Below are 24,828 nucleotides of genomic sequence, written 5' to 3'. Positions count from 1 at the left end.
CTCGACCGGCGGGGTTGTTCGTCGGTCGAGTTGGCGCGCCAGCGCCGTATCGAGGCCTGCGCTTACGGGGGCGTGGTCTCGATACGCTCCTTCGTCGCTACTCGACCGACGCTAGGCGCTGAAGTAGGCGCTCGAGGCGTTGTCGACGATGCGGCGCATGCCATTCATCCAGTTCGCCTTGAGCGCGACGGTCGCGCCGGGCACGTCGCCCGCCGCGAGTCGTTCGGCGATCGCGGCGTGCTCGGCGGCGACCCGCCCGATCATGACGTCGTTCGGCACGAGCAGCGACTCGTAGCGATGGAAGGCCCCGCGCACGCTCGCGATCACGTCGAGCAGGCGCTGGTTCGGGCACGCCGAGAGCATGATGGCGTGCCACTCGTCGTCCTTCGTGACGACGAGGGCGTGCTGGGCGACCTCTTGGTCGAACTCGGCGGCGAGCGCCGCGAGCCGCACGCCGATGGGGCGCAGCTCGTCGAGTGGGCTGAGCTCGATCGCGAGGCCCTCGAGGGCTGCGAGGACGGGGGCGAGGTCTTCGAACTCCTGGGCGCTCAGCGGGACGAACCGGAACCCCTTGCCGTTCTCGCTCGAGATCTGGCCTTCGCTCTCGAGTGCGATCAGCGCCTCGCGCAGCGGTGTGCGGCTGACCCCAAGTTCGGCGGCGAGCTGCACCTCGTTGATGCCCTCGCCCGGCTGCACGAGTCCGGTGCGCATGCGCGCGAGCAGTTCGTCGCGCACTTGCGAGCGAAGGTTCTTGCGTTCGATCGCCATGTGTCCTCGTCCTGATCCGGGGTCTCGTCACGGCGCTGCGCGCCTCTTCGACCGACGTCGGCGGCCGTCGCGGCAAGCCTAGAGCTTGACCGGTTGCGGCATCCGTCATACTGTATCTGTATACAGAATACATTCTGCAATGCAGGCTGTACACCCCACAACGCGGAACCGCACAACGCAGACCGCGACACCGAACCCCGCGAACACCGAACCCCCGTGAACTCAGAACCCCGCGAACTCAGAGAGGAGCCGACGTGGCCGACGGCACTCCCACTCCCACTCCCACTCCCACTCCCACTCCCGCTCCACGGAGCATCCGACTCGACGCCCTCGCCTACGGTGGCGACTACAACCCCGACCAGTGGCCCGAATCGGTCTGGCTCGAAGACGCGCGGCTCATGCGCGAGGCCGGCGTCAACCTCGTGAGCCTGCCCGTGTTCTCGTGGCCGCAGCTCGAGCCCGAGCCGGGCGTCTACGACTGGGGCTGGCTCGACCGCGTCATCGAGATCCTGTGGAATGCGGGCATCCGCATCGACCTGGCCACGGCGACGGCCACCCCGCCGTCGTGGCTCATCAGGCGCCTTCCCGAGATGCTGCCGTGGAACGAGCAGGGCCGGCAGCTCGAATTCGGGTCTCGGCAGGCGTACTGCCCGAGCTCGCCGGTCTGGCGCGAGCACGTCGAGCGGATGTCGCGCGCCATGGCCGAGCGATACGGCGAGCACCCCGCGCTCGCGCTCTGGCACGTCTCCAACGAGTACGGCGATCACGTGTCGCGATGCTGGTGCCCCGAGTCATCCGCTCATTTCCGTCGCTGGCTGCAGGCGCGCTACGGCGACCTCGACGGCCTCAACGACGCGTGGGGCGTGAACGTGTGGGGGCAGCGCTACACCGCGTGGGAGCACATCGAGGCGCCGCGCCAGGCGACCGGCCCGGTGAACCCGACGCAGCTGCTCGACTTCGAGCGGTTCTCGTCGGACGCGCTGCTCGAGCTCTTCCAGCTCGAGATCGACGTGCTGCGCGAGGTGACCCCCGACATCGCGGTGACCACGAACTTCATGAGCCTGTTCCGCGAGCTCGACTACTGGACCTTCGCCGAGGCCGAAGACCTCGTCACCGACGACGCGTACCCCGACCCGGCCGATCCGCATGCGCACGTGCCGGCCGCGCTCAACTACGGACTCATGCGGTCGCTGAAGGGCGGGCGGCCGTGGCTGCTGCTCGAGCAGGCGGCGAGCGCCGTCAGCTGGCGCGACGTCAACGTGCCGAAGGCGCCCGGCCAGATGCGCATCGACAGCCTGCAGGCCATTGCGCACGGCTCAGACGGCGCGATGTTCTTCCAGTGGCGGCAGGCGAAGTACGGGCAGGAGAAGTTCCACTCGGCGATGCTCGGCCACCGGGGCGAGGCGTCGCGCAGCTTCCAGGAGACGAAGGCGTTCGGCGCCGAGCTCAAGCGGCTCGCGCCGGTGCGTGGCACTCGCGTGCGTTCGCGGGTCGCGCTCGTCGTCGACTGGGACTCGTGGTGGGGCTCGTCGGCGCCCGAGTCGCTACCGTCGCAGCGCCTCGACTGGCTCGCGCAGGCCCGCGCCTGGAATGCCGCGCTCTACGAGCTCGGCCACGCCGTCGACACGGTGCGCGCCACCGGACCGTTCACGGGGTACGACCTCGTCGTGGTGCCGAATCTCTACATTGCGGATGTCGCGCAGGCCGCGGCGCTGGCCGACTACGTCGCCGCCGGTGGGCAGCTCGTCCTCGGGCCGTTCTCGGGTGTCGTCGACGGCACCGAGAAGGTGCACGACGGGGGAGCGCCCGGCCCGCTGCGCGAACTGCTCGGCGTCGAGGTCGACGAGCACTGGCCGGTGCCCGACGGGCAGGCCGAGCGCATCGAGCTCGTCGCCGTGTCTGCCGGATCAGGGGATTTGCCCCGACACGCCGGTCCGGATGCCTCGTCACACGGCGTGTCGCAGAGAATCCCCGAATCCGGCAACAGGGAGGCGACGTTCGACGCGCCCGTGTGGGGCGAGTGGCTCGAGGTGCACGACGGCACCGAGATCGTCGGGCGGTACGTCAGCGGCGAGCTGGCCGGCCGGGCAGCGGTGACTCGACGCGGGCGCGGCGACGGCACCGCCTGGTACGTGAGCGCCGTCCTCGAGCCGGCGGGCATGCTCGCGGTGTTCCGCACGGTGCTTGCCGCGGCTGACCTGCCCGCCCGAGAGCCGACCGACACCGACCTCGAGGCAGTGACGCGCAGCGACGAGACCACCGACTACACGTTCGTGCTGAATCACGGACGTCGTGAGCTCACCGTCGACGTGCCCGAGGGGGCAGAAGACCTGCTCGGCGGGGGTCTCGAGACGCTCCGCTCCTCGACCAGCGGGGGACTCCGCTCCTCGACCGACGGCGGAAAGCTCACCCTTCCACCCTTCGGCGCCGCCGTGCTCGCCACCCCCCGCGCGGAGCACGCCCCGTTCATCACCCTGTCCGACACCACCGACTGAGGCACCAATGACCGAACCATTCGTACACCCGTACATTCCGAACACCGCCCCCGAATCGAAGGCCGCGATGCTCGCGGCCGTGGGCGCGGCATCCGTCGACGAGTTCTACGCCGACGTGCCGGCCGAGCTTCGCCTCGACCGCCCGCTCGACCTGCCGGCGCCGTTCACGGCCGAGCAGGATCTCGTGCGGCACGTCGAGGGGCTGCTCGGGAAGAACGTCTCGACCCGGCAGCGCCTGAGCTTCCTCGGCGCGGGCACGTACCACCACTACGTTCCGGCCGTCGTCGACGAGGTCATCGGGCGCAGCGAGTTCCTCACCGCGTACGCCGGCGAGCCCTACGAAGACCACGGACGCTTCCAGGCGCTGTTCCAGTACCAGTCGCTCATGGCCGAGCTGCTCGCCATGGACGTCGTCAACGTCCCCACCTATGACGGTTACCAGGCCACGGCGACGGCGCTCTCGATGGCGGGCCGCATGAGCGGCCGGCGCCGCATCCTCGTCGCGAGCGACGTGCTGCCCGCGAAGCTCTCGAAGGTGCACGACTTCGTGCGCGTGCACCTCGATCTCGAGTTCGTCGAGACGATCGACGGCGTTGCGGATGTCGCGGGGCTGGTCTCGCGGCTCGGTGACGACATCGCCGCCGTCTGGGTCGAGACCCCGAGCCACACGGGCGCGGTCGAGGCGCAGCTGCAGAAGATCTCCGACGCGGCGCACGCCGCCGGGGCCGTGCTCGTGGTCGGCACCGACCCGATCGGCTACGGCGTGCTGACGCCGCCCGCCGAGCAGGGCGCTGACATCGTCTGCGGCGACATCCAGTCGCTCGGCCTGCACCAGTGGTTCGGCGGCGCGCACGGCGGCTTCATCGCGGTGCACGACGACACGAAGTTCATCATGGAGATGCCGTCGCGGCTCTTCGGCCTCGCGACGACCGACGTGCCGGGGGAGTACGGCTTCGGCGACGTGGCGTACGACCGCACCTCGTTCGCCCACCGTGAAGAGGGCAAGGAGTGGGTCGGCACCGCCGCCGCGCTCTGGGGCATCGCCGCGGGCGTCTACCTCGCGCTCATGGGGCCGCAGGGCATGCGCGACCTCGGCGAGCTGTTGCTCGCCCGAACGCGCTACGCGCAGCAGCAGCTCGGCGCGATCCCCGGGATCGCGCTCGGCGACACCGCCGTGCACCTGCGCGAGTTCACGATCGACCTCTCGGGCGCGGGCCTCACCGCGGCCGGCCTCGTCGGGGCGCTGCGCGCCGAGGGCATCGAGCCCGGCGTGGCCGTCGGAGAGCACCTGCTGCTCGTCTGCGTCACCGAGATGACGAGCCAGGCCGACATCGACCGGCTCGCCGCGGCGATCGCGAGCAACACCGACCACCAGACATCCGAAACCATCTCGACCCTCGAGGAGCAGAGCGCATGAGCCTCCCCGTCGCACCCAAGCCCGCCCAGCGCCGATTCCAGCAGGCCAGCTGGGACGAGCCGATCATCTTCGAACTCTCGACGCCCGGAGAGCGCGGCGTGCTCGTGACCGGCATCGAGGCCGGTGTTCGCGACGCCGTCGGCGATGTCGTCGGCGACCTGCCGGCCGGCCTTCGCCGCGCGGCGCCGCCCGCCCTGCCCGAGATGGGCCAGATGCGCGTGCTGAAGCACTACCTGCGGCTCTCGCAGGAGAACCTCGGCGCCGACTTCAACGTCGACATCGGCCAGGGCACCTGCACCATGAAGTACGCGCCGAAGGTCAACGACCAACTCGTCGGCACGCCCGCGCTGACGGCCATGCACCCGCTGCAGAACCCGGCCGACGCGCAGGGCGTGCTCGAGATCGTCTGGAGCACCGAGCGCATGATCGCCGAGATCTCGGGAATGGACGAGGTGTCGCTGCACACGCAGGGCGGCTCCGCCGCGATCTGGTCGAACATCGCGATGATCCGCGCGTACCACGAGGCCAACGGCGAGGGCGAGCAGCGTCGCGAGGTCATCACGACGATCTTCAGCCACCCGTCGAACGCGGCCGCCGCGAAGGCGGCGGGGTACGACGTCATCACCCTGTATCCCGACGCCGACGGCTACCCCGACCTCGAGGCACTGAAGCGGGCGCTCTCGCCGCGCACGGCGGCGATCATGGTGACCAACCCCGAGGACACGGGCATCTACAACCCGGCGATCAAGGACTGGGTCGACGCCGCGCACGCCGTCGGCGCCCTCGCGTCGTACGACCAGGCGAACGCCAACGGCATCCTCGGCATCACGCGTGCCCGCGACGCCGGCTTCGACGTGTGCCACTTCAACCTGCACAAGACCTTCGGCACCCCGCACGGCTGCGGCGGGCCCGGCGCCGGGGCGAACGGCGTGAGCGCCGCGCTGGCACCGTTCCTGCCCGGGCCGCGTGTCGCGCGCGAGAGCGGCACCGACGGCTCGACGCGCTTCGTCGTGCGCGAGGCGGGCGAGCAGTCGATCGGCGCCGTCGCACCCTTCTTCGGGGTCATCCCGAACATCGTGCGCGCCTACGCGTGGATGATGGCGCTCGGCGCCGACGGACTGCGCGCGGTCGCCGAGATCGCCGTGCTGAACAACAACTACCTGCTGAAGAAGGTGCTCGAGATCCCGGGCGCCTCGGCGCCGTATGCGACCGGGCGTCGCCGCATCGAGCAGGTGCGGTACTCGTGGCAGGAGCTGTTCGAAGAGACCGGCATCACGTCCGAGGAGATCGGGGTGCGCGCGAGCGACTTCGGCATGCACTACTGGACGAGCCACCACCCCTACCTCGTGCCGCAGCCGTTCACCCTCGAGCCCACCGAGTCGTACTCGATGGCCGAACTCGACGAGTACGCGGCGGTGCTCGCCGAGATCGCCCGCGAGGCGCGCGAGACTCCCGACGTGGTGCGCACGGCCCCGCACAACCAGACCGTGCACCACACCCACCACGACGACCTCGACGACCCCGAGCGGTGGGCGATCACGTGGCGCGCGTACCAGCGCAAGTACTTCGGCGCCCCCGTCGATCCCGCCGGTCGTGTCGGGAGCGCCGGCGACCGTATCGAGACCGGCGCCACGGCAGCCGAGGCCGCCGCCTGACCATGCTCGGCCTCATCGTCAACCCCGTCGCCGGCATCGGCGGGCCCGCGGGCCTCGCCGGCAGCGACGGCGCCGACGTGCAGGCGCGGGCGAGCGAGCGCGGCGGCGCCTCTCGCGCGGCCGCACGTGCGCTCACGGCGCTCGCCGTGGTCGCCGCCGCGCGCCCCGGAGTGCGCGTGCTGACGGCGGCGGGGTCGATGGGTGAAGACGTCGTTCGCGCGGCCGGTCTCGAGCCGGTCGTCGTGACCCACCCGCCGGCGCACACGACCGGAAGCGATACCTCGGCGGCCGCGCGGGCGCTCGCCGACGCCGGGGCGTCACTCGTGTTGTTCGCGGGTGGCGACGGCACCGCGCGCGACGTCGCGAGGGCTGTGTCGACGGATGTCGCGGCGCTCGGCATTCCCGCGGGCGTGAAGATGTACTCCCCGGTGTTCGCGGTCAGCCCGCGAGCCGCAGGCGGGCTCGCCACCGCCTGGCTGGCTGCACTCGACGCCGCCCCCGATGCGCTCGACGCCGCCCCCGCGCCGCCCCTGTTGCCGGATTCGGGGATTCTGGGCGACACCCCGGCTGAGCGGCGTCTGACGCCGCGTGTCGCCCGAATCCCCGAATCGGGCAACACTCCGCTTCCGGTGCTCGAGCGCGAGGTGCTCGATGTCGATGAGGCCGCGCTGCGTCGCGCCCGCGTCGAACCGCAGCTGTACGGCACGCTCGCCGTGCCCTATCGGGCGGGGCGCACCCAGGCGCGCAAGGCGGCGACACTCGCCGACGAGCAGGCCGCGGTGCGCGCCGCGGCGCGGGGAGCGGCATCCGCTCTTCGACCCGGCGTTCGCTACCTGCTCGGCCCCGGCGGCACGATGAACGAACTCGCGCGCGAACTGGGCGTGCCGAAGACCCCGCTCGGCGTCGACGTCGTGCTCGACGGGCGACGCGTGCTCGCCGACGCGTCGGAGCGCGAACTGCTCGACGAGGTCGCACGAGGCCCGGCGAAGGCCGTCGTCACCGTGATCGGCGGCCAGGGCTTTCTGCTCGGTCGCGGCAACCAGCAGCTCTCGGCCCGGGTGCTCGGGGCGCTCGGCGATGAGCCGCTGCTCGTCGTCGCTCCCGAGCAGAAGCTCATCGACCTCGGCGGGCGCCCCCTGCTCGTCGACACCGGCGACCCCGACATCGATGCCGCCCTCGCCGGCTTCGTCCGCGTCATCACCGGTCAACGCACCACCAGCATCTACCCTGTCCACGCACCGGAACACGAAGGAGAAGGCCATGCGCCTTGAGAACAAGCAGGCCATCGTCACGGGCGGCGCCGGCGGCATCGGCCGTGCGACGTCGATCGCCCTCGCCGCAGAAGGCGCCGCGGTCGCGGTCGTCGACCTGAACACCGAGGCCGCAGAGGCGGTCGCCGCCGAGATCCGAGAGGCGGGCGGCACCGCGGTCGCGATCGGGGCGGATGTCTCGAGCGAGGCCGATATCGAACGTGTGGTCGCGACGACCATCGCCGAGTTCGGCGGGGTCAACGTCGTCTTCAACAACGCCGGCATCATCCGCCGCACCACCGCGGTCGAGACGACGGTCGAGGAGTGGGACCGGGTGTTCGGCGTCAACGTGCGCTCGATCTTCCTGATGTGCAAGCACATCGTGCCCGTCATGGCGGCCGCCGGCGGCGGTTCGATCGTGAACACCGGCTCGGGCTGGGGTCTCAAGGGCGGCGGCCAGGCGATCTCGTACTGCGCCTCGAAGGGTGCGGTGGTGAACATGACGCGTGCGCTCGCGATCGACCACGGGCCGCAGGGCATCCGTGTGAACTCGGTGAACCCCGGCGACGTGAACACCGGCATGCTGCGCGACGAGGCGCGGCAGCTCTCGCAGGACGCGGATGCGTTCCTCGCCGAGGCCGCCGACCGGCCGCTACGGCGCATGGGTGAGCCGCGCGAGGTCGCCGCGGCCGTCGTCTGGCTCGCCAGCGACGACTCGAGCTACGTCACCGGTTCGGCGCTCGTCGTCGACGGCGGCGGCATCGCGTAGCGCGGCTGCGCCGCCGTCCTTCCGTGTCGGGCGTCGCCGCGCGCCGCGATTCCGAGTTGCGCGAACCTGCGCCTAATCGGGCGACTCGGGAGGGGGGCATCATTGGTGGAGTGAGCCATGTGCCAGAGGAACCCGACTCGCCTGAGCTCGTCGCCATCGGCGAGACGATGGCGCTCGTGACGCCGGCACTCGCCGAGCCGCTCGAGGCTGCGGTCGACTTCCACCTCGACGCGGGGGGCGCCGAGTCGAACGTGGCCTCGCACGTCGCCGCGCTCGGGCACACGGCCGCCTGGGCCGGTCGCGTCGGCGAGGACGCCCTCGGCCGCCGCCTCGTCGCCCAGCTCGCGGCGCGCGGCGTCGACACGCGCTTCGTCGAGACCGATGCGGATGCCCCGACCGGCCTCTACGTCAAAGACCCCGGCCGCGGCGTGCAGTACTTCCGCGCCGGCTCGGCCGCGTCGCGCATGTCGCCCGCGTTCCTCGACGCGCTCCCGCTCGCGACGGCGCGCGTCGTCCACGTGAGCGGCATCACCCCGGCGCTCTCGGCCTCGTGCGACGCGATGCTCGACGCGACGATCGAACGCGTGGCCGAGACATCCGCCGTGCTCAGTTTCGATGTCAACGACCGCCGGGCACTGTGGCCGACGGATGTCGCAGCCACGCGCCTGCGCGCCCTCGCCGGGCGTGCCGACCTCGTGTTCGTCGGCCTCGACGAGGCGGGCGTGCTCTGGGGCTGTGCGACGCCCGACGAGGTCCGGGCGCTGTTGCCCGAGCCGCGGCTGCTCGTCGTCAAGGACGGCGATGTGGGCGCGACCGAGTTCAGCTCCGCCGGTGCCTCGCACGTGCCTGCGCATCGAGCCGACGTCGTCGAGGTGGTCGGAGCCGGCGACGCGTTCGCCGCCGGATACCTGGTGGCGCTGCTCGTGGGCGCGTCGTCCGCCGACCGCCTGCGCGCCGGCCACGAGCGCGCCGTGCTCACCCTCGCCGACACCGCCGACTTCCCCCGATCGGCCCGATCGGCGCGATCGGCCCGATCGGCCCGATCGGCCCGATCCTCACGAGAAGCCCACGCATGACCGAGTCGACCGACTCCGCCGTCACGAACGCCGAGTTCGACCGCATCTTCGCCGGGCGTCCGATCATGGCGCTCTTCCGCGGACTCGGGGCGGAGCGCAGCGTCGAGCTCGCCCGCAAGGCCTGGGATCTCGGCATCGAGGTCGTCGAGCTTCCGATCCAGTCGGGGGCCGACGTCGAGGCACTCGCCGCCGTCGTGGATGCCGGGCGCGAGGACGGCCGCATCGTGGGCGCGGGCACGGTCGTGTCGTTGCGGCAGGTCGCGCTCGCGGCATCCGCCGGTGCGGCGTTCACCGTCAGCCCCGGATTCGATGCCGACGTCGTGCGCGCCTCGGCCGCGGCGGGCCTGCCGCCGCTGCCCGGCGTCGCGACCGCGACCGAGGTGCAGGCGGCGATGGCCCTCGGGCTCACGTGGCTGAAGGCGTTCCCGGCGTCGGTGCTCGGGCCCGGCTGGTTCCGTGCGATGGCGGGGCCGTTCCCCGCGGCGCGATTCGTCGCCACCGGCGGCATGGATGCCTCGAACGCGGGCGCGTTCCTCGACGCCGGGGTTCGCACGGTCGCGGTCGGTTCGGCCCTCGAGGATCCCGCGCAGCTGCCCGCGCTCGCCGCGCTGCTCGCCCCCTGAGGCGCGCGTCGGCCTGTCGGCCTGTCGGCGTGTCGGCCGTCCGGTCGGTCGAGTAGCGACGAAGGAGCGTATCGAGACCCTTCCTCCGCCGAGAGTGCAGCCGTTTGCCCCACCCGGGGCGCGGAGTGCACTCTCGGTGCGGCGGGGCGCACGGAGTGACCGGGTTCCTCGGTCGAGAGTGCAGCCGTCACCGGGCCCGAGGGCGCGGAGTGGACCCTCGGTGTACGCGTCGTGGCAAGGCATCGGAGAGCGGTGGTGCTCCGCCCGCGGAAGCGGTGCCCAAGTGCCGAAGTCTGAGGTGCCCAAGTGCCCAAGTGCCGAAGTCTGAGGTGCCCAAGTGCCCAAGTGCCCAAGTGCCCAAGTGCCCAAGTGCCCAAGTGCCCAAGTGCCCAAGTGCCCAAGTGCCCAAGTGCCGTGGAGCTGTGTGTGTCGAGAGTGCAGTCGTCGCCGTTTCGGGGCGGGGCGTGCACTCTCAGTGCGACGGTGCGACGGTGCGACGGTGCGACGGTGCGACGGTGCGACGGGCGCACGGCGGGAGTGGTTCCTCGGTCGAGAGGGCAGTCGTCGCCGTTTCGGGGGCGAGGCGTGCACTTCGGCGGGTGAAGAGGTCTCGATACGGCGCTGGCGCGCCTACTCGACCGGGCGGAGGGGGCCGGCGCGACTCGACCGGCGGAGGGGGCCGGCGCGACTCGACCGGCGGAGGGCCGGGCGCGAGGCGACCGGCGGCGAGGCGACCGGCGGCGAGGCGACAGAGGGATGGGTCGGGGGCTACTCGACCGGCGGGGGGTCGCCGCGGAGGCGCCGCACGGCGGCGTCCTGGTGGGCCAGTCGGCGCAGCGCGAGCATGACCGGCTCGTAGAGGGCGGTGCCGAGCACCGTGTACTCGACCGCGGCGTGGGGTTCGCCGGGCATTCGGGCGAGGTCGAACTCCGCGACATCCGACAGCACTCGACCGTAGTGCGCGAGGCGCTCCGCGCTGATCGGCATGCCCGCGGACTCGGCGGCGGCGAGCGCGCCCTCGAGCTGCGCGACGGCTGGAAAGTCGGGGTCGTAGACCTGGCCGAGCGTGTCGAGGGCGGCGCGGGCGCGCGGGAACGGGTCGGATGCGTCGCCCGGCGGGGCTGCGGCCGGGGGGAGTGCGCTCACCGCGCGTCCGAGGGTGGCGTAGAGGTCGTCGCCGGGCTCGTCGACGAGCGCCAGCACGGTGCGGGCCTGCTGCACGGTGAGTCCGACCGGTCCGAGCAGGGCGCGCACGAGCCGCAGCCGCCGCACATGGCTCTCGTCGTAGGCGGCCTGGGTCGCCGAGGTCGCGGTGCCCGCGTGCAGCAGCCGCTCGCGCAGGTAGAACTTCACGGTGGCGACGGGCAGGCCGGCCTCGGCGGCGAGTGCGGAGATGCGCATCGGCGACCCCTTGCATTGGATAGTGTCACTCTCTAATATTGGAGAGTAGCACTATCCAATCATATGGCGCCGCACCAACGAAAGGACTCAGCATGCCCGCCCAAGACGTCATCCTCGTCGGCATCCTGCTGCTCGCACTCGTCACCGTCGAGTCGGGCGGCTACTTCCTCACGAAGGTCGTGCGCGGCAACGTGCCCGCGAACCGGCTGCAGATGAGCTTCTTCCGCGCCGGTCACGCGCACGCCGCCGTGCTGCTCGTGCTCTCGATCGCGATCCTCGCGGTGATCTCGAACGCCGCGCTCGACGGGTTCTGGCTCTGGCTCGCCAGCGCCGGTGTGCCGGTGGCGGCGATCCTCATGCCCGCGGGGTTCTTCCTCTCGGTCATCGGCAGCGACCCGCAGCGACCCAATCGCCTCATCTGGCTGCTCTGGATCGGTGCCGCCGTGCTCACCGCTGCGCTCATCACCGCGGGCGTCGGCCTGATCGCGGGCGGCGTCGCCGCGCTGTGAGCGAGCGGATGTCCCGGCCGTGACTCGTGACGAAGGCCACCGCGCTGGGCTAGCCTCGCCACATGAGCATCCCGCAGCGCTTCTCCCTCGTCACGCTGGGCGTCCATGATGTCGAGGCGGCGACCGCCTTCTACCACCGACTCGGGTGGACCCAGGCGCGCTCGTCGCAGGTCGGCGAGATCACGTTCTTCGCGACCCCGGGCGGCGTCATCGCCCTGTGGGAGACAGCCGAGCTCGCCAAAGACGCCGCCGTGCAGACGATGCACGCGAATGCCCCGGCGTTTCGCGCGGTGGCGCTCGCGATCAACCTCGCGTCGCGCGAGGAGGTCGACGATGCGATCGGCGACTGGGTGGTCGCCGGCGGCCAGATCTCGAAGGCCGCGGCCGAGACCGAATGGGGCGGCTACAGCGGCTACGTCGCCGACCCCGACGGCAACCTCTGGGAGCTCGCGCACAACCCCGGCTGGCCCCTCGACGAGCGCGGGCTGCCGCAGATCGTCTGAGCTCGGGCGCACTCTCGGCGAATACACGGCCCGCCGCAGTTGTCTCGACGCCGCACCTTGCGGTAAGGCGCACCCCTGACGCGACGTTAGAGTGGAATCCGTGAATTCCGAGGAAACCGTCGACGTCGTGCTCATCGGCGGGGGCATCATGAGCGCCACGCTCGGCTCCCTCCTCTCGCAGCTGCAGCCCGACTGGAGCATCCGGGTCTACGAGCGGCTGGGCGAGGTCGCACAGGAGTCCTCGAACGCATGGAACAACGCGGGCACCGGCCACGCGGCCCTCTGCGAGCTCAACTACATGCCCGAGAACCCGGACGGTTCGGTGAGCGCCGCCAAGGCGATCTCGATCAACGAGCAGTTCCAGGTGAGCCGGCAGTACTGGTCGTACCTCGTCGCGCAGGGCCAGCTGCCCGAGCCCGAGAACTTCATCAACACCACGCCGCACATGACGTTCGTCAAGGGTGCGGCCAACATCGAGTACCTTCGCAAGCGCGTCGAGGCGCTGAAGGGGCAGCCGCTGTTCCCCGACCTCGAGTACACCGAAGACCTCGAGCGCATCGCGCAGTGGACTCCGTTGCTCGCGAAGAAGCGCAACTCGGGCTTCAAGGTCGCCGCGACCCGCATCGAGGCCGGCACCGATGTCGACTTCGGCGCGCTCACGAAGTTCCTGCTGCGCGACCTCGAACGTCGCGGCGGCCAGGTACAGACCAACCACCACGTCACGTCGCTCAAGCGCAAGAACGACGGCACGTGGCGCCTCAAGCTGCGCCAGACCGTCGGCCAGACCCCCAAGGTCATTCGCGCCAGGTTCGTGTTCGTCGGCGCCGGCGGCGGCGCGCTCGCGCTGCTGCAGCACTCGGGCATCCCCGAGATCAGGGGCTTCGGCGGGTTCCCGATCTCGGGTCAGTTCTTCAAGACCACGAACCCCAAGATCGTCGCCCTGCATCAGGCGAAGGTCTACGGCAAGGCCGCCGTGGGCGCCCCGCCGATGTCGGTGCCGCACCTCGACACGCGTGTCGTCGACGGTGAGACCGCCCTGCTCTTCGGGCCGTACGCGGGTTTCACGCCGAAGTTCCTGAAGACGAGCACCTGGTTCGACCTGCCGTTCTCGATCAGGTTCCACAACCTCGGTCCGATGCTGCAGGTGGGCCTCAAGAACTTCGACCTCGTCAAGTACCTCGTCTCCGAGCTGCTCGCGTCGCGTGCCACGAAGATGAAGGCGCTGCGCGAGTTCATGCCCACCGCGAAGGACCGCGACTGGGAGCTCATCACCGCCGGCCAGCGCGTGCAGGTCATGAAGAAGGACCCCGAGAAGGGCGGCGTGCTGCAGTTCGGCACCGAGGTCATCACCGGAGCCGACGGCACCATCGCGGGCCTGCTCGGCGCTTCACCGGGCGCATCGACGGCCGCGCCGATCATGCTCGACGTGCTGTCGCGCTGCTTCCCCGACCGCATGGCCGGCTGGGAGCCGAAACTGCGCGAGATGATCCCGAGCTACGGCACGAACCTGTCGGATGACCCGGCAGCCGCCGAGGCGTCGCTCGCCGCCACGGCCGCGACCCTGCACCTCAGCGCGTAGTCGCGGCATCCGCCCGCGCCACGCGTCGCGCCCCGCGGCATCCGCGCACCCCGCGCCCCGCGGCCCCGCGGCGACCCTCGCGCCCCGCGGTTTACAGGACGTTTGGCGATTCGCAGGACGCCCCATAAGCCTCCTTGTCCTGCACATCGCGGGATGTCCTGCAAACCCGACGAGCGGCAGGTCGGCGCGCGGGTGGGTTCGCTGCCCGGCTCTTCCCTTTCGCGGCGACCTCTGCTAACGTCGTCCCCGCTATGAAGTGAGTACACCCCATCGTCCCGCGCCTGAGGCGCCGTAGACCCTGGGTGTGCCCACAGCCTCCTCGCTGATCGCGACAGCACACGAGCACGCGCGCGCACCCATCTCTCGGCAACATGCCCGGCGGGATCCACTCTCCGCTCCCGGGCGGTCGCCGCGTCGGTCGAGTCGCGCGACGCACGTATCGAGTCCTCGTCCGGGGTCTCGATACGGCGTTGCGCGCCGACTCGACCGACGGTGGCCGCCCGGGGGCTCCCGCGAAAGGGCGTCCCTTTTGGCTGTACACGTCTCAACCTCCCACTACCTCCGTGCCGACGGACTCTCGGCGTCATATTCCGACCGGCGCATCTTCGCCGATCTCACCTTCTCGGTCGCGCCGGGCCAGCGACTCGGCCTGATCGGAGAGAACGGCGCGGGCAAGTCGACGCTGCTGCGACTACTCGCGGGCGCGAGCGCCGGGGCGGGCGCGAGTGCCGCTGACGCCGACGCCGACGAGCGAGCGGATGTCCCCTCCGCCGCGATTCCCGCACAACTCGACGGTCGCATCACGCGACCGCTGCGCACGGGGCTGCTCGCCCAGGAGTTGCCGTTCGAACCGGCCGACCGGGTCGGCGAGGTGCTCGAGTCGGCGCTCGCCGAGGTGCGGGCGATCGAGCGCGAGCTCGACGCGGCGGCCGCGGCCCTGGCTGAGGATGCCGAGTCCGACGAGGTCTCGAGACGCGTCGCCTCCGGCGGCGCTCCTCGACCCACGGCCTCCGGCGGCGCTCCTCGACCCACCACCCCCGACCCGGCCGCGCGCTACGCGGCCGCGCTCGACGCCGCCGAGCGCGCCGACATCTGGACGGCCGAGGCCCGCCGCGACGAACTCCTCGACGGGCTCGGCGTCGGCGACCTCGGCCTCGACCGGCGCATCGACGAGCTCTCGGGCGGGCAGCGCAGCAGGTTCGCGCTGGCGGCCCTGTTGCTGAGCGCTCCCGAGGCGCTGCTGCTCGACGAGCCGACGAATCACCTCGACGACGGGGCATCCGAGTTCCTCGAATCGCGCCTGCGGGCCTGGCGCGGTCCGGTGCTGTTCGCGAGCCATGATCGCGCGTTCCTCGATCGCGTGGCGACGGGCCTGCTCGACCTCGATCCGGCGCGCCGCGGCGCGCTCGGCGGTGCCGGCGGAGGCCCAGACGGCACGGTGTTCGGCGGCGGGTTCAGCGAGTTCCTCGCGGTGAAGGCCGACGAGCGGGCGCGCTGGCAGCGCCAGTTCGACGACGAGCAGCAGGAGCTCAAGCGCCTGCGGCGCGAGGTCGACGACTCCGCGCGCCACGTCGCCCACGGACGTGCCGCGACCGACAACGACAAGTTCCTGAAGCACTTCAAGCGCGAGAACGTCGAGCGGGCGGTGTCGCGCCGGGTGCGCAACGCCGAGGTGCGCCTGGCGACGCTCGAGCGCGAGCAGGTGCGCAAGCCCCCGGCGCCGCTGGCGTTCGCCGGCATCCCATCGGGTTCGCACGCGCTCGACGAGCAGGCGGGACTGCTGCTGCAGCTGTCGGATGTCGCGGTCGACGGCCGCCTCGAACTGCGCGCGCTGAGCGTGGCACCGCTCACGCGGCTGCTCATCACGGGCGCGAACGGAGCGGGCAAGTCGACACTGCTGAACGTGCTGGCCGGCACGCTCGGCGCGGATCGCGGTGTCGTGCATCGGCGCAAGGGACTGCGCGTGCAGCTGCTCGAGCAGGATGTGCGGTTCGCCGATCCCGCGCGCTCCCCGCGCGAGCACTACGCGCGGGTGCTCGGCGAGCGCCGGGCCGAGCAGGTGCCGTTGGGATCGCTCGGGCTCATCGCCCCGCGCGACGAGGCACGGCCGGTCGGCGCCCTCTCGGTGGGGCAGCAGCGCCGCCTCGCGCTGGCGCTGGTGATCGCGCGGCCGCCGCACGTGTTCCTGCTCGACGAGCCGACGAACCACCTCTCACTCGGTCTCGCGACCGACCTCGAGGAGGCGCTCGGCAGCTACCCCGGGGCGGTCATCATCGCCAGCCACGACCGCTGGCTGCGCCGCCGCTGGGCGGGGGAGCAGCTCGAGCTCGCCGCCGCGGGCCGCCCCGCCGCGCTTGCGCCTCAGCCCGCGTGACGCTCGGTTGCGCGCTGGCAAGGGGGAGCCCGACTGAAGGCCGGTCGGCTAGGCTGGGAGATTACGTTTCGCAGGAGGAGCCCGACTGGGCGAGCCCCGCACGACAGGAGATCTGATGTCGACGACTTCGAACGACACGCTCTGGCTCACGCGAGCCGCTTTCGACCGCCTGCAGGCCGAGCTCGATGAGTTCACCGCGCGTCCGGGCGAGGTGACTCCCGAGGCAGAGGCACGCATCCTCGAGTTGAAGAGCCTCATCCGGCGTGCCGAGGTGGGCGACAAGGCCGACGACGGCCTCGTCGAGCCGGGCATGATCATCGTCGTGCAGTTCGAAGGCGACGCGGCGCCGACGGAGTTCCTGCTCGCGGAGCGCGGGCTCACCGGTGACGAGTCCGACGTCGACGTCGACGTGTACTCGCCGACCTCGCCGCTCGGTGTCGTGATCGTCGGCAAGTACGCCGGCGAGGACTTCGCCTACGACACCCCGACGGGCCGACGGATCCAGGGCGAGATCGTCTCTGCCACCCCGTTCCACGGGTAGCGCGCGCGGCTTGCGGATGCCCCGGCGTGCTGCGGCTCGTCGGGGCATCGGCTTCCACCTGCGGATGTCGCGGGGGACCGGTTGCCCTGTCGCGTACGCCAGTTCCGCCTCAATTGAGGGGGAACTGGCATACGCGAAACGCGCAATGGAGCTTGCTCATCACTCGAAGATGTGTTCGACTAGCTGAATGCGATGGAGTGGCCAGGAGTTGGGTGTCGAGCAGTCCGACACGCTCCCGGGCCTCGCGATGCTCAACAACCTGGTGCGCTCGGTGCAGACCCCCGAATTCGCGGGCGTCACGTTCCACGAGGTGCTCGCGAAGTCCGCGCTGAATCGCGTGCCGGGCCAGTCGATGATGCCCTTCGGCTGGACGATCAACCCCTACCGGGGCTGTTTGCATGCATGTGCATACTGTTTCGCCCGGCCGACGCATGAGTACCTCGACCTCGATGCGGGGGAGGACTTCAACCGGCAGATCATCGTCAAGGTCAACGTCGGCGAGGTATTGCGCACCGAGCTGGCGAAGCCGTCGTGGCGGCACGAGCCGGTGGCGCTCGGCACCAACACCGATCCGTACCAGCGTGCCGAGGGCAGGTACGAGCTCATGCCGGGCATCATCGGGGCGCTCGCCGAGAGCGGCACGCCGTTCAGCATCCTGACCAAGGGCACGCTGCTGCGACGTGACCTGCCGTTGCTCGCCGCGGCGGCCGAGCACGTGCCGGTCGACCTGGCGATGTCGATCGCGATCTACGACCACGAACTGCAGCAGTCGGTCGAGCCGGGCACCCCTGCCGCGAAGGCGCGGCTCGCCACGGTGACGGCGGTGCGCGAGGCGGGCTTCGACTGCTCGGTGTTCCTCATGCCGATCCTGCCGTACCTCACCGACACGAGGGCGCACCTCGACGAGGCGCTGCGGCAGGTGAAGGCGTCCGGGGCGACGAGCGTGCTCTACGCGGCGCTGCACCTGCGCGGCAGCGTGAAGCCGTGGTTCATGCAGTGGCTCGAGCAGGAGCATCCCGAACTCGTACCGAAGTACCGATCGATGTACTACGGCAACAATGCCTACGCACCCAAGGCCTACCGGCGGTGGCTCGGCGAGCGCATTCGCCCGCTGATCCGAGCCCATGGGCTCGAGCGCGCCCGCGAAGACCCGGTCACCGGCGGCATCCGTTCGTCGGCACTCGCAGCGGTTGCGTCGACCTCGTCATCAGCCCCTGCGCTCCGGTCGCGACGTGCCCTCGGCATCACCGAACTGCCGATGGAGTTCGGTGCCCCGCCCGACCCGTCTGCCCTCTTCTGATCGGTTGCTCCCGCGCCGAAACCTCAACCGGTGACTCGGATTCGGAAGTTCTCCTGCCGAAGTGTCGAGGTGCCGAAGTGCCGAAGTGCCCAAGGTGCCAATGCAGGATGAGATGCACGGGAGTCGCTGCAGAGGTCGTCGCGACGCTGTGGTCCTGTCCCGTGCAGAGGGTGGCGTCGCGATGCGCCGCTGCGCCTGCTCCATCCCGCGGTTGGGCGTCTCGATGCGCTCCTTCGTCGCTACCCGACCGGCGGGCGACGCGACCGCCGTGCACGCGCCGGTCCCTAGGCTGGGGGAATGACTCCGCCCGACCGAGCACGGCGCTGGGCGCTGCTCATCCTCGTGATCTACTCGGCGCTGGTCGCGGTCGTCGGGATCATGCCGCGGCCCATCGATCGAGGATTCACGCCGTGGATCCGCGGGCAGATCGCCTACCTTCAGGGCCACGGCCTCAGGGACTGGATCGACTACGAGTTCGTCGAGTATGCCGCGCATGCCCTGCTGTTCGTGCCGATCGGGATCCTCGCCGTGGTGGTCGTCGGCCGCAGGCTCGCGTGGCTCGCGGTGCTCGTCATGATCGGGGTGGGCGTGTTCGCCGAATACGGTCCGGCGATGCTGGACGTCGGGTCGACTCCAGCGCAGCTCGATGCGGTACTGAACGCGGTCGGTGCGGTCGCCGGCGCGGCCATCGGGTACTGGGTCGCGCCGAGCCGGCGAGCGACCTGACTCGCCCCTCAGTTATGACGAACGCCGTCGCAATTGCGATAATGCGCTGACCCGATTCGCTGACGCGCGCCTCGGGCACGCTCGCGAGTGGAGGACGCACGATGACCCTGGGGTTGCCGGGCGATCTCGCGCGCGCCACGCTGAGCCGGTCGCTCGCTCGCGCGGGGCACGCTGCGGCGTTCGTGGCCCTCGGCATCGCGATCGTCCTGGCGCTGCTCGTCGCGGCGACGGGCTACTCGCCTGCGGGCTGGTCGGCCGCGGGGCTCGTGACGGGCATGGCGGCGCTGCTGTTCCTCGTCGCGCGATACCCGACGGTGCTGTTCACGACCGTCTACCTCGTCGTGGGCACCGGCATCGTGTTCGCGATCACCACGCTCGTCATGAACACCGACGTGTTCGAGAGCACGAACAACGTGGTGCTCGCGTTGCCGTGCCTCGCGCTGATGCTCGTCGGCGGCGCCGGCGCCGGATCGGTCAACGCGATCGTCTGGGCGACCCTCGGGTACGCGCTCGGCGAGGGGGCGCTGCTGCTCGGCGCGCTGACCGTCGGGGCCGAGTTCATGCCCAGCTTCGCGGCGACCGCGGCGTTCGTCATCCTCGTGGTGGTGCGCAGCTTCGACGGGCTCTCGCGCCGCCGGAACGCCCGCGGCACCACCGGACTGCATGACGCGGGCCGGCAGTCGCACGAGCTCGCCATCCGCCGCGAGTACGAGCTCCTGGCCATCGCGCGTCTGCACGACACCGCCCTCGGCCACCTGATCGCGATCTCGGCGGCGGGTTCGGGGCCCGTCGACGAGCGGCTGCGTTCGGGCATCCGCGAGGACCTCGGCCTCATCATCGGCCGAGACTGGGCGACCGAGCCCGAGCCCGAGCCCGCGCCCGGGGCCGCGCGCGAGCAGGCGTCCGCGCCCGCCAACGCACCCGCGCCCGCCAACGCGTCCGCGCGCGAGCCCGCGGCCCCCGCCGCGGCGCACGCCCCGGCCACCGTCCGCGACACCTACCCGCCTCTGCGCCACGCGCTCGCCGCCGCCAGGAACGTGGGCCTCGAGGTGCGCATCACGGGCGACCTCGACGTCTTGCACGCCCTCGACCTGACCCGCGCCAGGGCGGTCGACGAGGCCGTCGCGCAGTGCCTCGTCAACGTCGCTCGCCACGCGCAGGTCGCCGAGGCCGATGTCGCGCTGGGCATCGGCGGCGGTGAGGTGACCGTCGCGGTCATGGACACGGGCGTCGGCTTCGACGTGCACGACGTTCCGCTCGACCGCATCGGGCTGCGCACGTCGATCCGCGCGCGCATCGAGCAGGTGCAGGGCAGCGTTCGCCTGTGGTCGACGAAGGGCATCGGCACGACGATCGTCATCACGGTTCCCGAGGGCGACGCATGAACGCGAGCGAGACGGGCGAGCGGATGTCGCGGCGCGAGCGGATGACCCGTCCGCGAACGATCCCCGAGGCCCACGGCCTGAGCGGCGGCAGCATCCGCCTGACCCAGCAGGAGGCCGACCCGATCGGCGCGATCACGGTGTCGCCGATCGTGGCGGTCGGCGCGATCCTCGCCCTCGTGCTGTCGATCGGCCTGACGATCGCGCACTGGGGCGAGGTGAGTTCGCCGCTCGCGGCGGTGCTCGCGATCCTGTTCGTCGCGGGGGCGGGATTCGCCGCGGCGCGGTGGGCTTCGCCTGCGCGGGCGCCGTTCACCGCCGACCGGCTCTGGTTCGTGGTGACGCTCGCGGTGGGCGCGACGATCGCCGAGTACGTGAGCACGATCGGTGCGAACCGCTACCTCTACGACGACTTCGGGCCGCTGGTGGTCGGCATGCTGATCCTCTCGCTGGCGCCGTACTGCACGTGGAAATCGCTCGTGGCGGTGGGGCTGGTGGCGTCGGCGGTGCTGTCGATCCTCATCGTCGGCGGTTCGGCCTACGTCGTCACGGGTGCTCCGACGCTCGCCCTGGTCGTGGTGGGTGCAGCGCCTCTGCTCTCGATGTCGGCCGCGGCCGCGGCCTACTCGTACTCGGTCGTCTTCGAGACCCTCGCATGGCACCGCGAGGCCAACCGCGCGGTGCTTCAGCACGACGCCGAGCTGCGCTCGGGCCTTGCGCACTCGGGGGCGCCGAGCGGGGTGTCGGTGCTGAGGCGCGAGGTGCTGCCGTTCCTCGCGGGCGTGATGACGGCCGACCGCGTCTCGCTCGCCGATGCCGATCGCGCGCGCGAGCTCGCCGAGGCGCTGCGACGCGAGTTGCGCGCCGGCATCGAGTCGACGTGGCTCGACGACCTCGCGGCGAGGCTCAGCGCGACGAGTGACGTGTCGACGACGGTCGTCGACCCGATGGGCGCCGCGGTCGACCTTCGTGAGGATCAGCGGTCGGTGCTGGCCGCGCTCATACTGTGGCTCGGCGATGCGGGGCGAGCGCGCAGCATCCGTGCCTCGTTCACGACCGTCGGCGACCACGGATGCATCGTGGTCGACGCCGAACTCGGCGACCAGGTGGCCACGAAACGCGAGATCGACCGTTTCGTGGCTGTCGCGCGCGCCGCGGCGCTGGGCGCTGAGGCGCAGTCGACGCACGAGCAGGTGCGGGTGCAGCTGACCTACCGGCTGGGCGACTGAACGTCGGTCGAGGCGCGAGACCCCGTACGCCCACCGCAGCCCCGGGAACCGGCCCACGACTGCAAGAATGTGCAAGTGCAACTGACCTACCAGCGGGGCGAGTGATGGCGAAACTGTACTTTCGCTACGGGGCGATGAACTCAGGCAAGTCGACGGCGCTGCTGCAGGCGGCCTTCAACTACGAGGAGCGCGGGCACGAGGTGCTGCTCGCGAAGCCCGCGATCGACACCAAGGGCGACCGCGACATCGTGAGCCGGCTCGGTGTGGTGCGCGAGGTCGACTTCACGATCGGGCCCGACTCGAGCGTGCTCGACATCTTCCAGCAGCACCGCAACCGCATCATCGAAGACCACGGGCGCGACGTCAGTTGCCTGCTCGTCGACGAGGCGCAGTTCCTCAGTTCAGAGCAGGTCGACGACCTGTTGCGCATCGCCCTGATCGACAATGTGCCGGTGCTGGCATACGGCATCCGTACTGACTTCCAGACCGTGGCGTTTCCGGGCAGCCGCCGCCTGCTCGAGGTGGCGCACAGCCTCGAAGAGCTGAAGACCATCTGCCGCTGCGGCCGCAAGGCGATCTTCAACGCCCGACTCGTCGACGGCGTCTTCGTGTTCGACGGCGACCAGGTCGCGATCGACGGCGAGCTCGTGACCTACGAGTCGCTCTGCGGCGTCTGCTACCTGCAGGAGAGCGGCGGCGTGCTGAACGGGCGCCACTGACCCGCTGGGCGCCGCCACTCCTGAGATTCAGGCCGGTGACTCGGTGGTTCGCGCATATGACCACCTAATATTGCTCGGGTGACCACCCGAGCCGAGAAGCAGAAGCGTCCGTTGATCCGCAGCGCCCGCCTGTGGGTGCCGATCGGCATCCTCGTCGTGCTCATCGGGCTGGTCGTGTGGGGCGTCGTCCTGGCCAACAAGGCGTTCGCCACGCAAGCCGCGCTCGAGTCGGCGATTCCGCTCGCCACCGAGACGCAAGACCTCATCGCAGCCGGCGACGTCGAGGGAGCGAAGGCGTCGGCGAGTCAGCTCACCGAGTACACCGCCGAGGCGCGCGCGAACACCGACGACGTACTGTGGCGCTCGGCCGAGTGGGTGCCGATCGTCGGCCCCAACATGGCGGCCGTGCGGGTCGCCTCGACCGGCGCCGACGAACTCGTGAACGGCGCCGTCATTCCGGCGACCGAGATCAGCATGGACGCGTTGAAGCCGCAGGGCGGCGCGATCGACGTGGTAGCCGTGCAACAACTCGCCGACAAGGTCGAGCAGGCGTCGCGCGCGATCGACCAGGTCTCTGCCGAGCTTGACGGGGTCGACCGCGAGGCACTCATCGGTCCGGTGGCCTCGGGCATCGACCGGCTCGACGAGGCGGTCGGGCAGCTGAAGCCCACCCTCGACGCCGCGAACACGACGCTGCAGGTGCTGCCCGCGGCGCTCGGCGCCGATGGGCCGCGCAACTACCTGATGCTCTTCCAGAACAACGCCGAGTCGCGCGGCACCGGCGGCAACCCGGCCGCGATTGTCATGATCAACGTCACCGACGGCAAGCTCACGATCACGCAACAGGCCGACAGCGGCGACTTCAACAACAACCGGCCGTCGCCGATCATGGAACTCGACCCTGAGACCGCCGCCCTCTACGGCGACAAGATCGGGCGTTTCATGCCCGACATCACCCTCACCCCCGACTTCACCGAGAGCGCCGAGATCATGCGCGCGTACTGGGCCGAGTCGTTCGGCACGCCCATCGACGGAGTGCTCTCGTTCGACCCGGTCGCCCTCAGCTACCTGCTCGGCGCCACCGGCCCGGTGAAGCTCGCCACCGGCGAGACCCTCACCGCCGACAACGCCGTGTCAGAACTGCTGAACCAGGTCTACTTCCGCTATGAGCCCGAGCAGCAGGACGCGTTCTTCGCCTCGGCCGCCGCATCGATCTTCAGCGTCGTCAGCTCGGGTGCCGGCGACACCAGCGACCTCGTCGAGGCGCTGGCCCGGGCGGTCGACGAAGGGCGCCTGCTGTACGTGCCGTCGGCCGAGGCCGAGGCCGCGCTCATCGACGGCAACCGCATCGACGGAAAGCTGCCCGCCGACAACTCCGAGAAGACCATGGTCGGCGTGTACGTCAACGACGTCACCGAGGGAAAGCTCGACTACTACGCCAAGCTGTCGGTCGCTGCGACATCCGATCAGTGCACCGCAACCGAACCCGCGTTCACGACGACCGCGACGTTCGCGTCGACGCTCGACCCGGGCGCCGTCGACGGGCTGGCCGAGTACATCTCGCCCGCACGCTTCTTCCCGAAGGGCGTCATCGCGACCGAACTGGTGCTCTACGGTCCGGTCGGGTCGACGTTCACCGGCGCGACCGTCGACGGTGCCCCCTCGGTGGCGGCCGCGGTGCCGCACCTCGGCCGGCCGGCCGTGAAGGTGCCCATCGTGAACCAGCCGGGGGCGTCGCACACCGTCGTCGCGAACTTCACCGGGGTGGCGGGGGAGTACGGGCCGCTCGAGGTCTGGCACACGCCCATGGTGCAGTCGACCGAAGTGACGGTCGAGACGCCCGGCTGCTGAGCCCGGCAGTGCCGTCCCATCACGGCGATGTGACCGTCCACTGACCCCTGATCGGGGACGTGCCACACGACCGATTGTCTGCTGGACTCAGTCTCACTGCATGGCGGCGTGATATTCAGCGGCATTCGATCGGGGAAAAATGCGGATCTCATTCCGACTCAGCGTGTTGGGTATTGTGGCCGCTGCGGCGTTCGGAGTGTTTGGACTCGGTGATCACGGCAGCGCGCAGGCCGGCGTGAACGATGCTCCCAGCTCTGGAGTGGTTCGGTGGGCGGGTGCTGATCGGTTCGCCACGTCTGCCGAGATCTCTGCGGCTTCGTTTGCTCCGGGGGTGTCGTCGGTCTTCATCGCGAGTGGACTGAGCTTCCCGGACGCTCTCGCTGGAGCACCCGTCGCGGGTTCGAGCGGCGGGCCACTCTTGTTGGTGACGGGGTCGTCGATCCCCGCGGTCGTTGCCAAGGAGCTTGATCGTCTCAATCCTGAACGGATCGTCGTCCTCGGCGGCTCAGGGGTCATCGGGAATGCGGTCGCAACGCAGCTCGGCAAATTCACCGATGGGCGGGTGGTTCGGTGGGCGGGTGCTGATCGGTTCGCCACGTCTGCCGAGATCTCTGCGGCTTCGTTTGCTCCGGGGGTGTCATCGGTCTTCATCGCGAGTGGA

General features: G+C 70.7%; 21 protein-coding genes. 19 read left to right on the top strand and 2 right to left on the bottom strand.

Annotation, left to right across the window (positions count from 1 at the left end; genetic code table 11):
• Nucleotides 1-111 precede the first annotated feature (111 nt).
• Entirely contained in the window at nt 112-768 is a 657-nt protein-coding gene (locus tag LSF15_RS18590) for a GntR family transcriptional regulator (RefSeq protein ID WP_232500064.1), read from the bottom strand.
• Nucleotides 769-1,022: 254 nt separating this feature from the next.
• Between LSF15_RS18590 and LSF15_RS18585 the strand changes: the two genes are divergently transcribed.
• From LSF15_RS18585 to LSF15_RS18555, 7 genes are all read left to right on the top strand, one after another.
• Complete coding sequence (locus tag LSF15_RS18585; protein ID WP_232500063.1) at nt 1,023-3,263, top strand: beta-galactosidase; 2,241 nt, start codon at nt 1,023-1,025, stop codon at nt 3,261-3,263.
• 7 nt (nt 3,264-3,270) lie between these two features.
• Nucleotides 3,271-4,680 (top strand): aminomethyl-transferring glycine dehydrogenase subunit GcvPA, encoded by a 1,410-nt coding sequence (gene gcvPA, locus LSF15_RS18580; RefSeq protein ID WP_232500062.1) that lies wholly within the window; start codon nt 3,271-3,273, stop codon nt 4,678-4,680.
• Entirely contained in the window at nt 4,677-6,335 is a 1,659-nt protein-coding gene (gcvPB, locus tag LSF15_RS18575) for an aminomethyl-transferring glycine dehydrogenase subunit GcvPB (protein ID WP_232500061.1), read from the top strand. Before gcvPA ends, gcvPB begins: the two co-directional genes overlap by 4 nt.
• A 2-nt stretch (nt 6,336-6,337) precedes the next feature.
• Nucleotides 6,338-7,606: an ATP-NAD kinase family protein gene (locus tag LSF15_RS18570; RefSeq protein ID WP_232500060.1), complete on the top strand. Its 1,269-nt coding sequence runs from the start codon at nt 6,338-6,340 to the stop codon at nt 7,604-7,606.
• The gene (locus LSF15_RS18565; RefSeq protein WP_232500059.1) at nt 7,596-8,354 is read left to right on the top strand and encodes an SDR family NAD(P)-dependent oxidoreductase; all 759 of its coding nucleotides are present in this window, start codon (nt 7,596-7,598) and stop codon (nt 8,352-8,354) included. The genes LSF15_RS18570 and LSF15_RS18565 overlap by 11 nt, the downstream gene beginning before the upstream one ends.
• 110 nt (nt 8,355-8,464) lie before the next feature.
• A complete protein-coding gene (locus LSF15_RS18560) occupies nt 8,465-9,430 on the top strand; it encodes a sugar kinase (protein WP_232500058.1) in 966 nt (321 codons plus the stop codon).
• Nucleotides 9,427-10,053 carry a bifunctional 4-hydroxy-2-oxoglutarate aldolase/2-dehydro-3-deoxy-phosphogluconate aldolase gene (locus LSF15_RS18555; RefSeq protein WP_232500057.1) on the top strand — a complete coding sequence of 209 codons (627 nt, stop codon included), beginning with the start codon at nt 9,427-9,429 and terminating at the stop codon, nt 10,051-10,053. Before LSF15_RS18560 ends, LSF15_RS18555 begins: the two co-directional genes overlap by 4 nt.
• Before the next feature lie 768 nt (nt 10,054-10,821).
• On the opposite strand, the gene LSF15_RS18550 is transcribed toward LSF15_RS18555, so the two are convergent.
• Nucleotides 10,822-11,454 carry a MerR family transcriptional regulator gene (locus LSF15_RS18550; protein WP_232500056.1) on the bottom strand — a complete coding sequence of 211 codons (633 nt, stop codon included), beginning with the start codon at nt 11,452-11,454 and terminating at the stop codon, nt 10,822-10,824.
• A gap of 92 nt (nt 11,455-11,546) precedes the next feature.
• Between LSF15_RS18550 and LSF15_RS18545 the strand changes: the two genes are divergently transcribed.
• From LSF15_RS18545 to LSF15_RS18490, 12 genes are all read left to right on the top strand, one after another.
• Nucleotides 11,547-11,963, top strand: a complete 417-nt coding sequence (locus tag LSF15_RS18545; RefSeq protein ID WP_232500055.1) for a hypothetical protein — start codon at nt 11,547-11,549, stop codon at nt 11,961-11,963.
• Nucleotides 11,964-12,025: 62 nt separating this feature from the next.
• Nucleotides 12,026-12,466, top strand: a complete 441-nt coding sequence (locus LSF15_RS18540) for a VOC family protein (protein WP_232500054.1) — start codon at nt 12,026-12,028, stop codon at nt 12,464-12,466.
• 100 nt (nt 12,467-12,566) lie between these two features.
• Nucleotides 12,567-14,045: a malate:quinone oxidoreductase gene (locus LSF15_RS18535; RefSeq protein WP_308188495.1), complete on the top strand. Its 1,479-nt coding sequence runs from the start codon at nt 12,567-12,569 to the stop codon at nt 14,043-14,045.
• A 529-nt stretch (nt 14,046-14,574) separates the two neighbouring features.
• Nucleotides 14,575-16,419: an ATP-binding cassette domain-containing protein gene (locus tag LSF15_RS18530; protein WP_232500053.1), complete on the top strand. Its 1,845-nt coding sequence runs from the start codon at nt 14,575-14,577 to the stop codon at nt 16,417-16,419.
• A gap of 115 nt (nt 16,420-16,534) precedes the next feature.
• Nucleotides 16,535-16,960, top strand: coding sequence for a GreA/GreB family elongation factor (locus LSF15_RS18525; protein ID WP_232500052.1), 426 nt, complete (start codon nt 16,535-16,537; stop codon nt 16,958-16,960).
• A gap of 187 nt (nt 16,961-17,147) precedes the next feature.
• Nucleotides 17,148-18,260, top strand: a complete 1,113-nt coding sequence (locus LSF15_RS18520; RefSeq protein WP_232500051.1) for an Rv2578c family radical SAM protein — start codon at nt 17,148-17,150, stop codon at nt 18,258-18,260.
• 297 nt (nt 18,261-18,557) lie between these two features.
• Nucleotides 18,558-18,986, top strand: coding sequence for a hypothetical protein (locus LSF15_RS18515; RefSeq protein WP_232500050.1), 429 nt, complete (start codon nt 18,558-18,560; stop codon nt 18,984-18,986).
• Nucleotides 18,987-19,087: 101 nt separating this feature from the next.
• On the top strand, nt 19,088-20,371 hold the full coding sequence (locus LSF15_RS18510) for a sensor histidine kinase (RefSeq protein WP_232500049.1): 1,284 nt from the start codon (nt 19,088-19,090) through the stop codon (nt 20,369-20,371).
• The gene (locus LSF15_RS18505; RefSeq protein ID WP_232500048.1) at nt 20,368-21,597 is read left to right on the top strand and encodes a hypothetical protein; all 1,230 of its coding nucleotides are present in this window, start codon (nt 20,368-20,370) and stop codon (nt 21,595-21,597) included. The genes LSF15_RS18510 and LSF15_RS18505 overlap by 4 nt, the downstream gene beginning before the upstream one ends.
• A gap of 104 nt (nt 21,598-21,701) precedes the next feature.
• Entirely contained in the window at nt 21,702-22,316 is a 615-nt protein-coding gene (locus tag LSF15_RS18500; RefSeq protein ID WP_232500047.1) for a thymidine kinase, read from the top strand.
• Nucleotides 22,317-22,394: 78 nt separating this feature from the next.
• Nucleotides 22,395-24,167, top strand: coding sequence for a DUF4012 domain-containing protein (locus LSF15_RS18495; protein ID WP_232500046.1), 1,773 nt, complete (start codon nt 22,395-22,397; stop codon nt 24,165-24,167).
• Nucleotides 24,168-24,306: 139 nt separating this feature from the next.
• A partial coding sequence (locus LSF15_RS18490) for a cell wall-binding repeat-containing protein (RefSeq protein ID WP_232500045.1) occupies nt 24,307-24,828 on the top strand: 522 nt, incomplete at its 3' end.

Origin of the sequence: Agromyces humatus, assembly GCF_021228295.1 — a bacterium.
Classification (GTDB): domain Bacteria; phylum Actinomycetota; class Actinomycetes; order Actinomycetales; family Microbacteriaceae; genus Agromyces; species Agromyces humatus.
Note: the sequence above shows the minus strand (reverse complement) of the source record. Positions and strands in the feature narration are given on the sequence as shown.

Bases quoted from the DNA above. Each gene is read 5' to 3' on its own strand.
- gcvPB (WP_232500061.1), top strand. From the start codon at position 4,677: ATGAGCCTCCCCGTCGCACCCAAGCCCGCCCAGCGCCGATTCCAGCAG.
- LSF15_RS18520 (WP_232500051.1), top strand. From the start codon at position 17,148: ATGCGATGGAGTGGCCAGGAGTTGGGTGTCGAGCAGTCCGACACGCTC.
- LSF15_RS18500 (WP_232500047.1), top strand. From the start codon at position 21,702: ATGGCGAAACTGTACTTTCGCTACGGGGCGATGAACTCAGGCAAGTCG.
- LSF15_RS18565 (WP_232500059.1), top strand. From the start codon at position 7,596: ATGCGCCTTGAGAACAAGCAGGCCATCGTCACGGGCGGCGCCGGCGGC.
- LSF15_RS18570 (WP_232500060.1), top strand. From the start codon at position 6,338: ATGCTCGGCCTCATCGTCAACCCCGTCGCCGGCATCGGCGGGCCCGCG.
- gcvPA (WP_232500062.1), top strand. From the start codon at position 3,271: ATGACCGAACCATTCGTACACCCGTACATTCCGAACACCGCCCCCGAA.
- LSF15_RS18590 (WP_232500064.1), bottom strand. From the start codon at position 768: ATGGCGATCGAACGCAAGAACCTTCGCTCGCAAGTGCGCGACGAACTG.
- LSF15_RS18545 (WP_232500055.1), top strand. From the start codon at position 11,547: ATGCCCGCCCAAGACGTCATCCTCGTCGGCATCCTGCTGCTCGCACTC.
- LSF15_RS18540 (WP_232500054.1), top strand. From the start codon at position 12,026: ATGAGCATCCCGCAGCGCTTCTCCCTCGTCACGCTGGGCGTCCATGAT.
- LSF15_RS18505 (WP_232500048.1), top strand. From the start codon at position 20,368: ATGAACGCGAGCGAGACGGGCGAGCGGATGTCGCGGCGCGAGCGGATG.
- LSF15_RS18555 (WP_232500057.1), top strand. From the start codon at position 9,427: ATGACCGAGTCGACCGACTCCGCCGTCACGAACGCCGAGTTCGACCGC.
- LSF15_RS18525 (WP_232500052.1), top strand. From the start codon at position 16,535: ATGTCGACGACTTCGAACGACACGCTCTGGCTCACGCGAGCCGCTTTC.
- LSF15_RS18550 (WP_232500056.1), bottom strand. From the start codon at position 11,454: ATGCGCATCTCCGCACTCGCCGCCGAGGCCGGCCTGCCCGTCGCCACC.
- LSF15_RS18515 (WP_232500050.1), top strand. From the start codon at position 18,558: ATGACTCCGCCCGACCGAGCACGGCGCTGGGCGCTGCTCATCCTCGTG.
- LSF15_RS18510 (WP_232500049.1), top strand. From the start codon at position 19,088: ATGACCCTGGGGTTGCCGGGCGATCTCGCGCGCGCCACGCTGAGCCGG.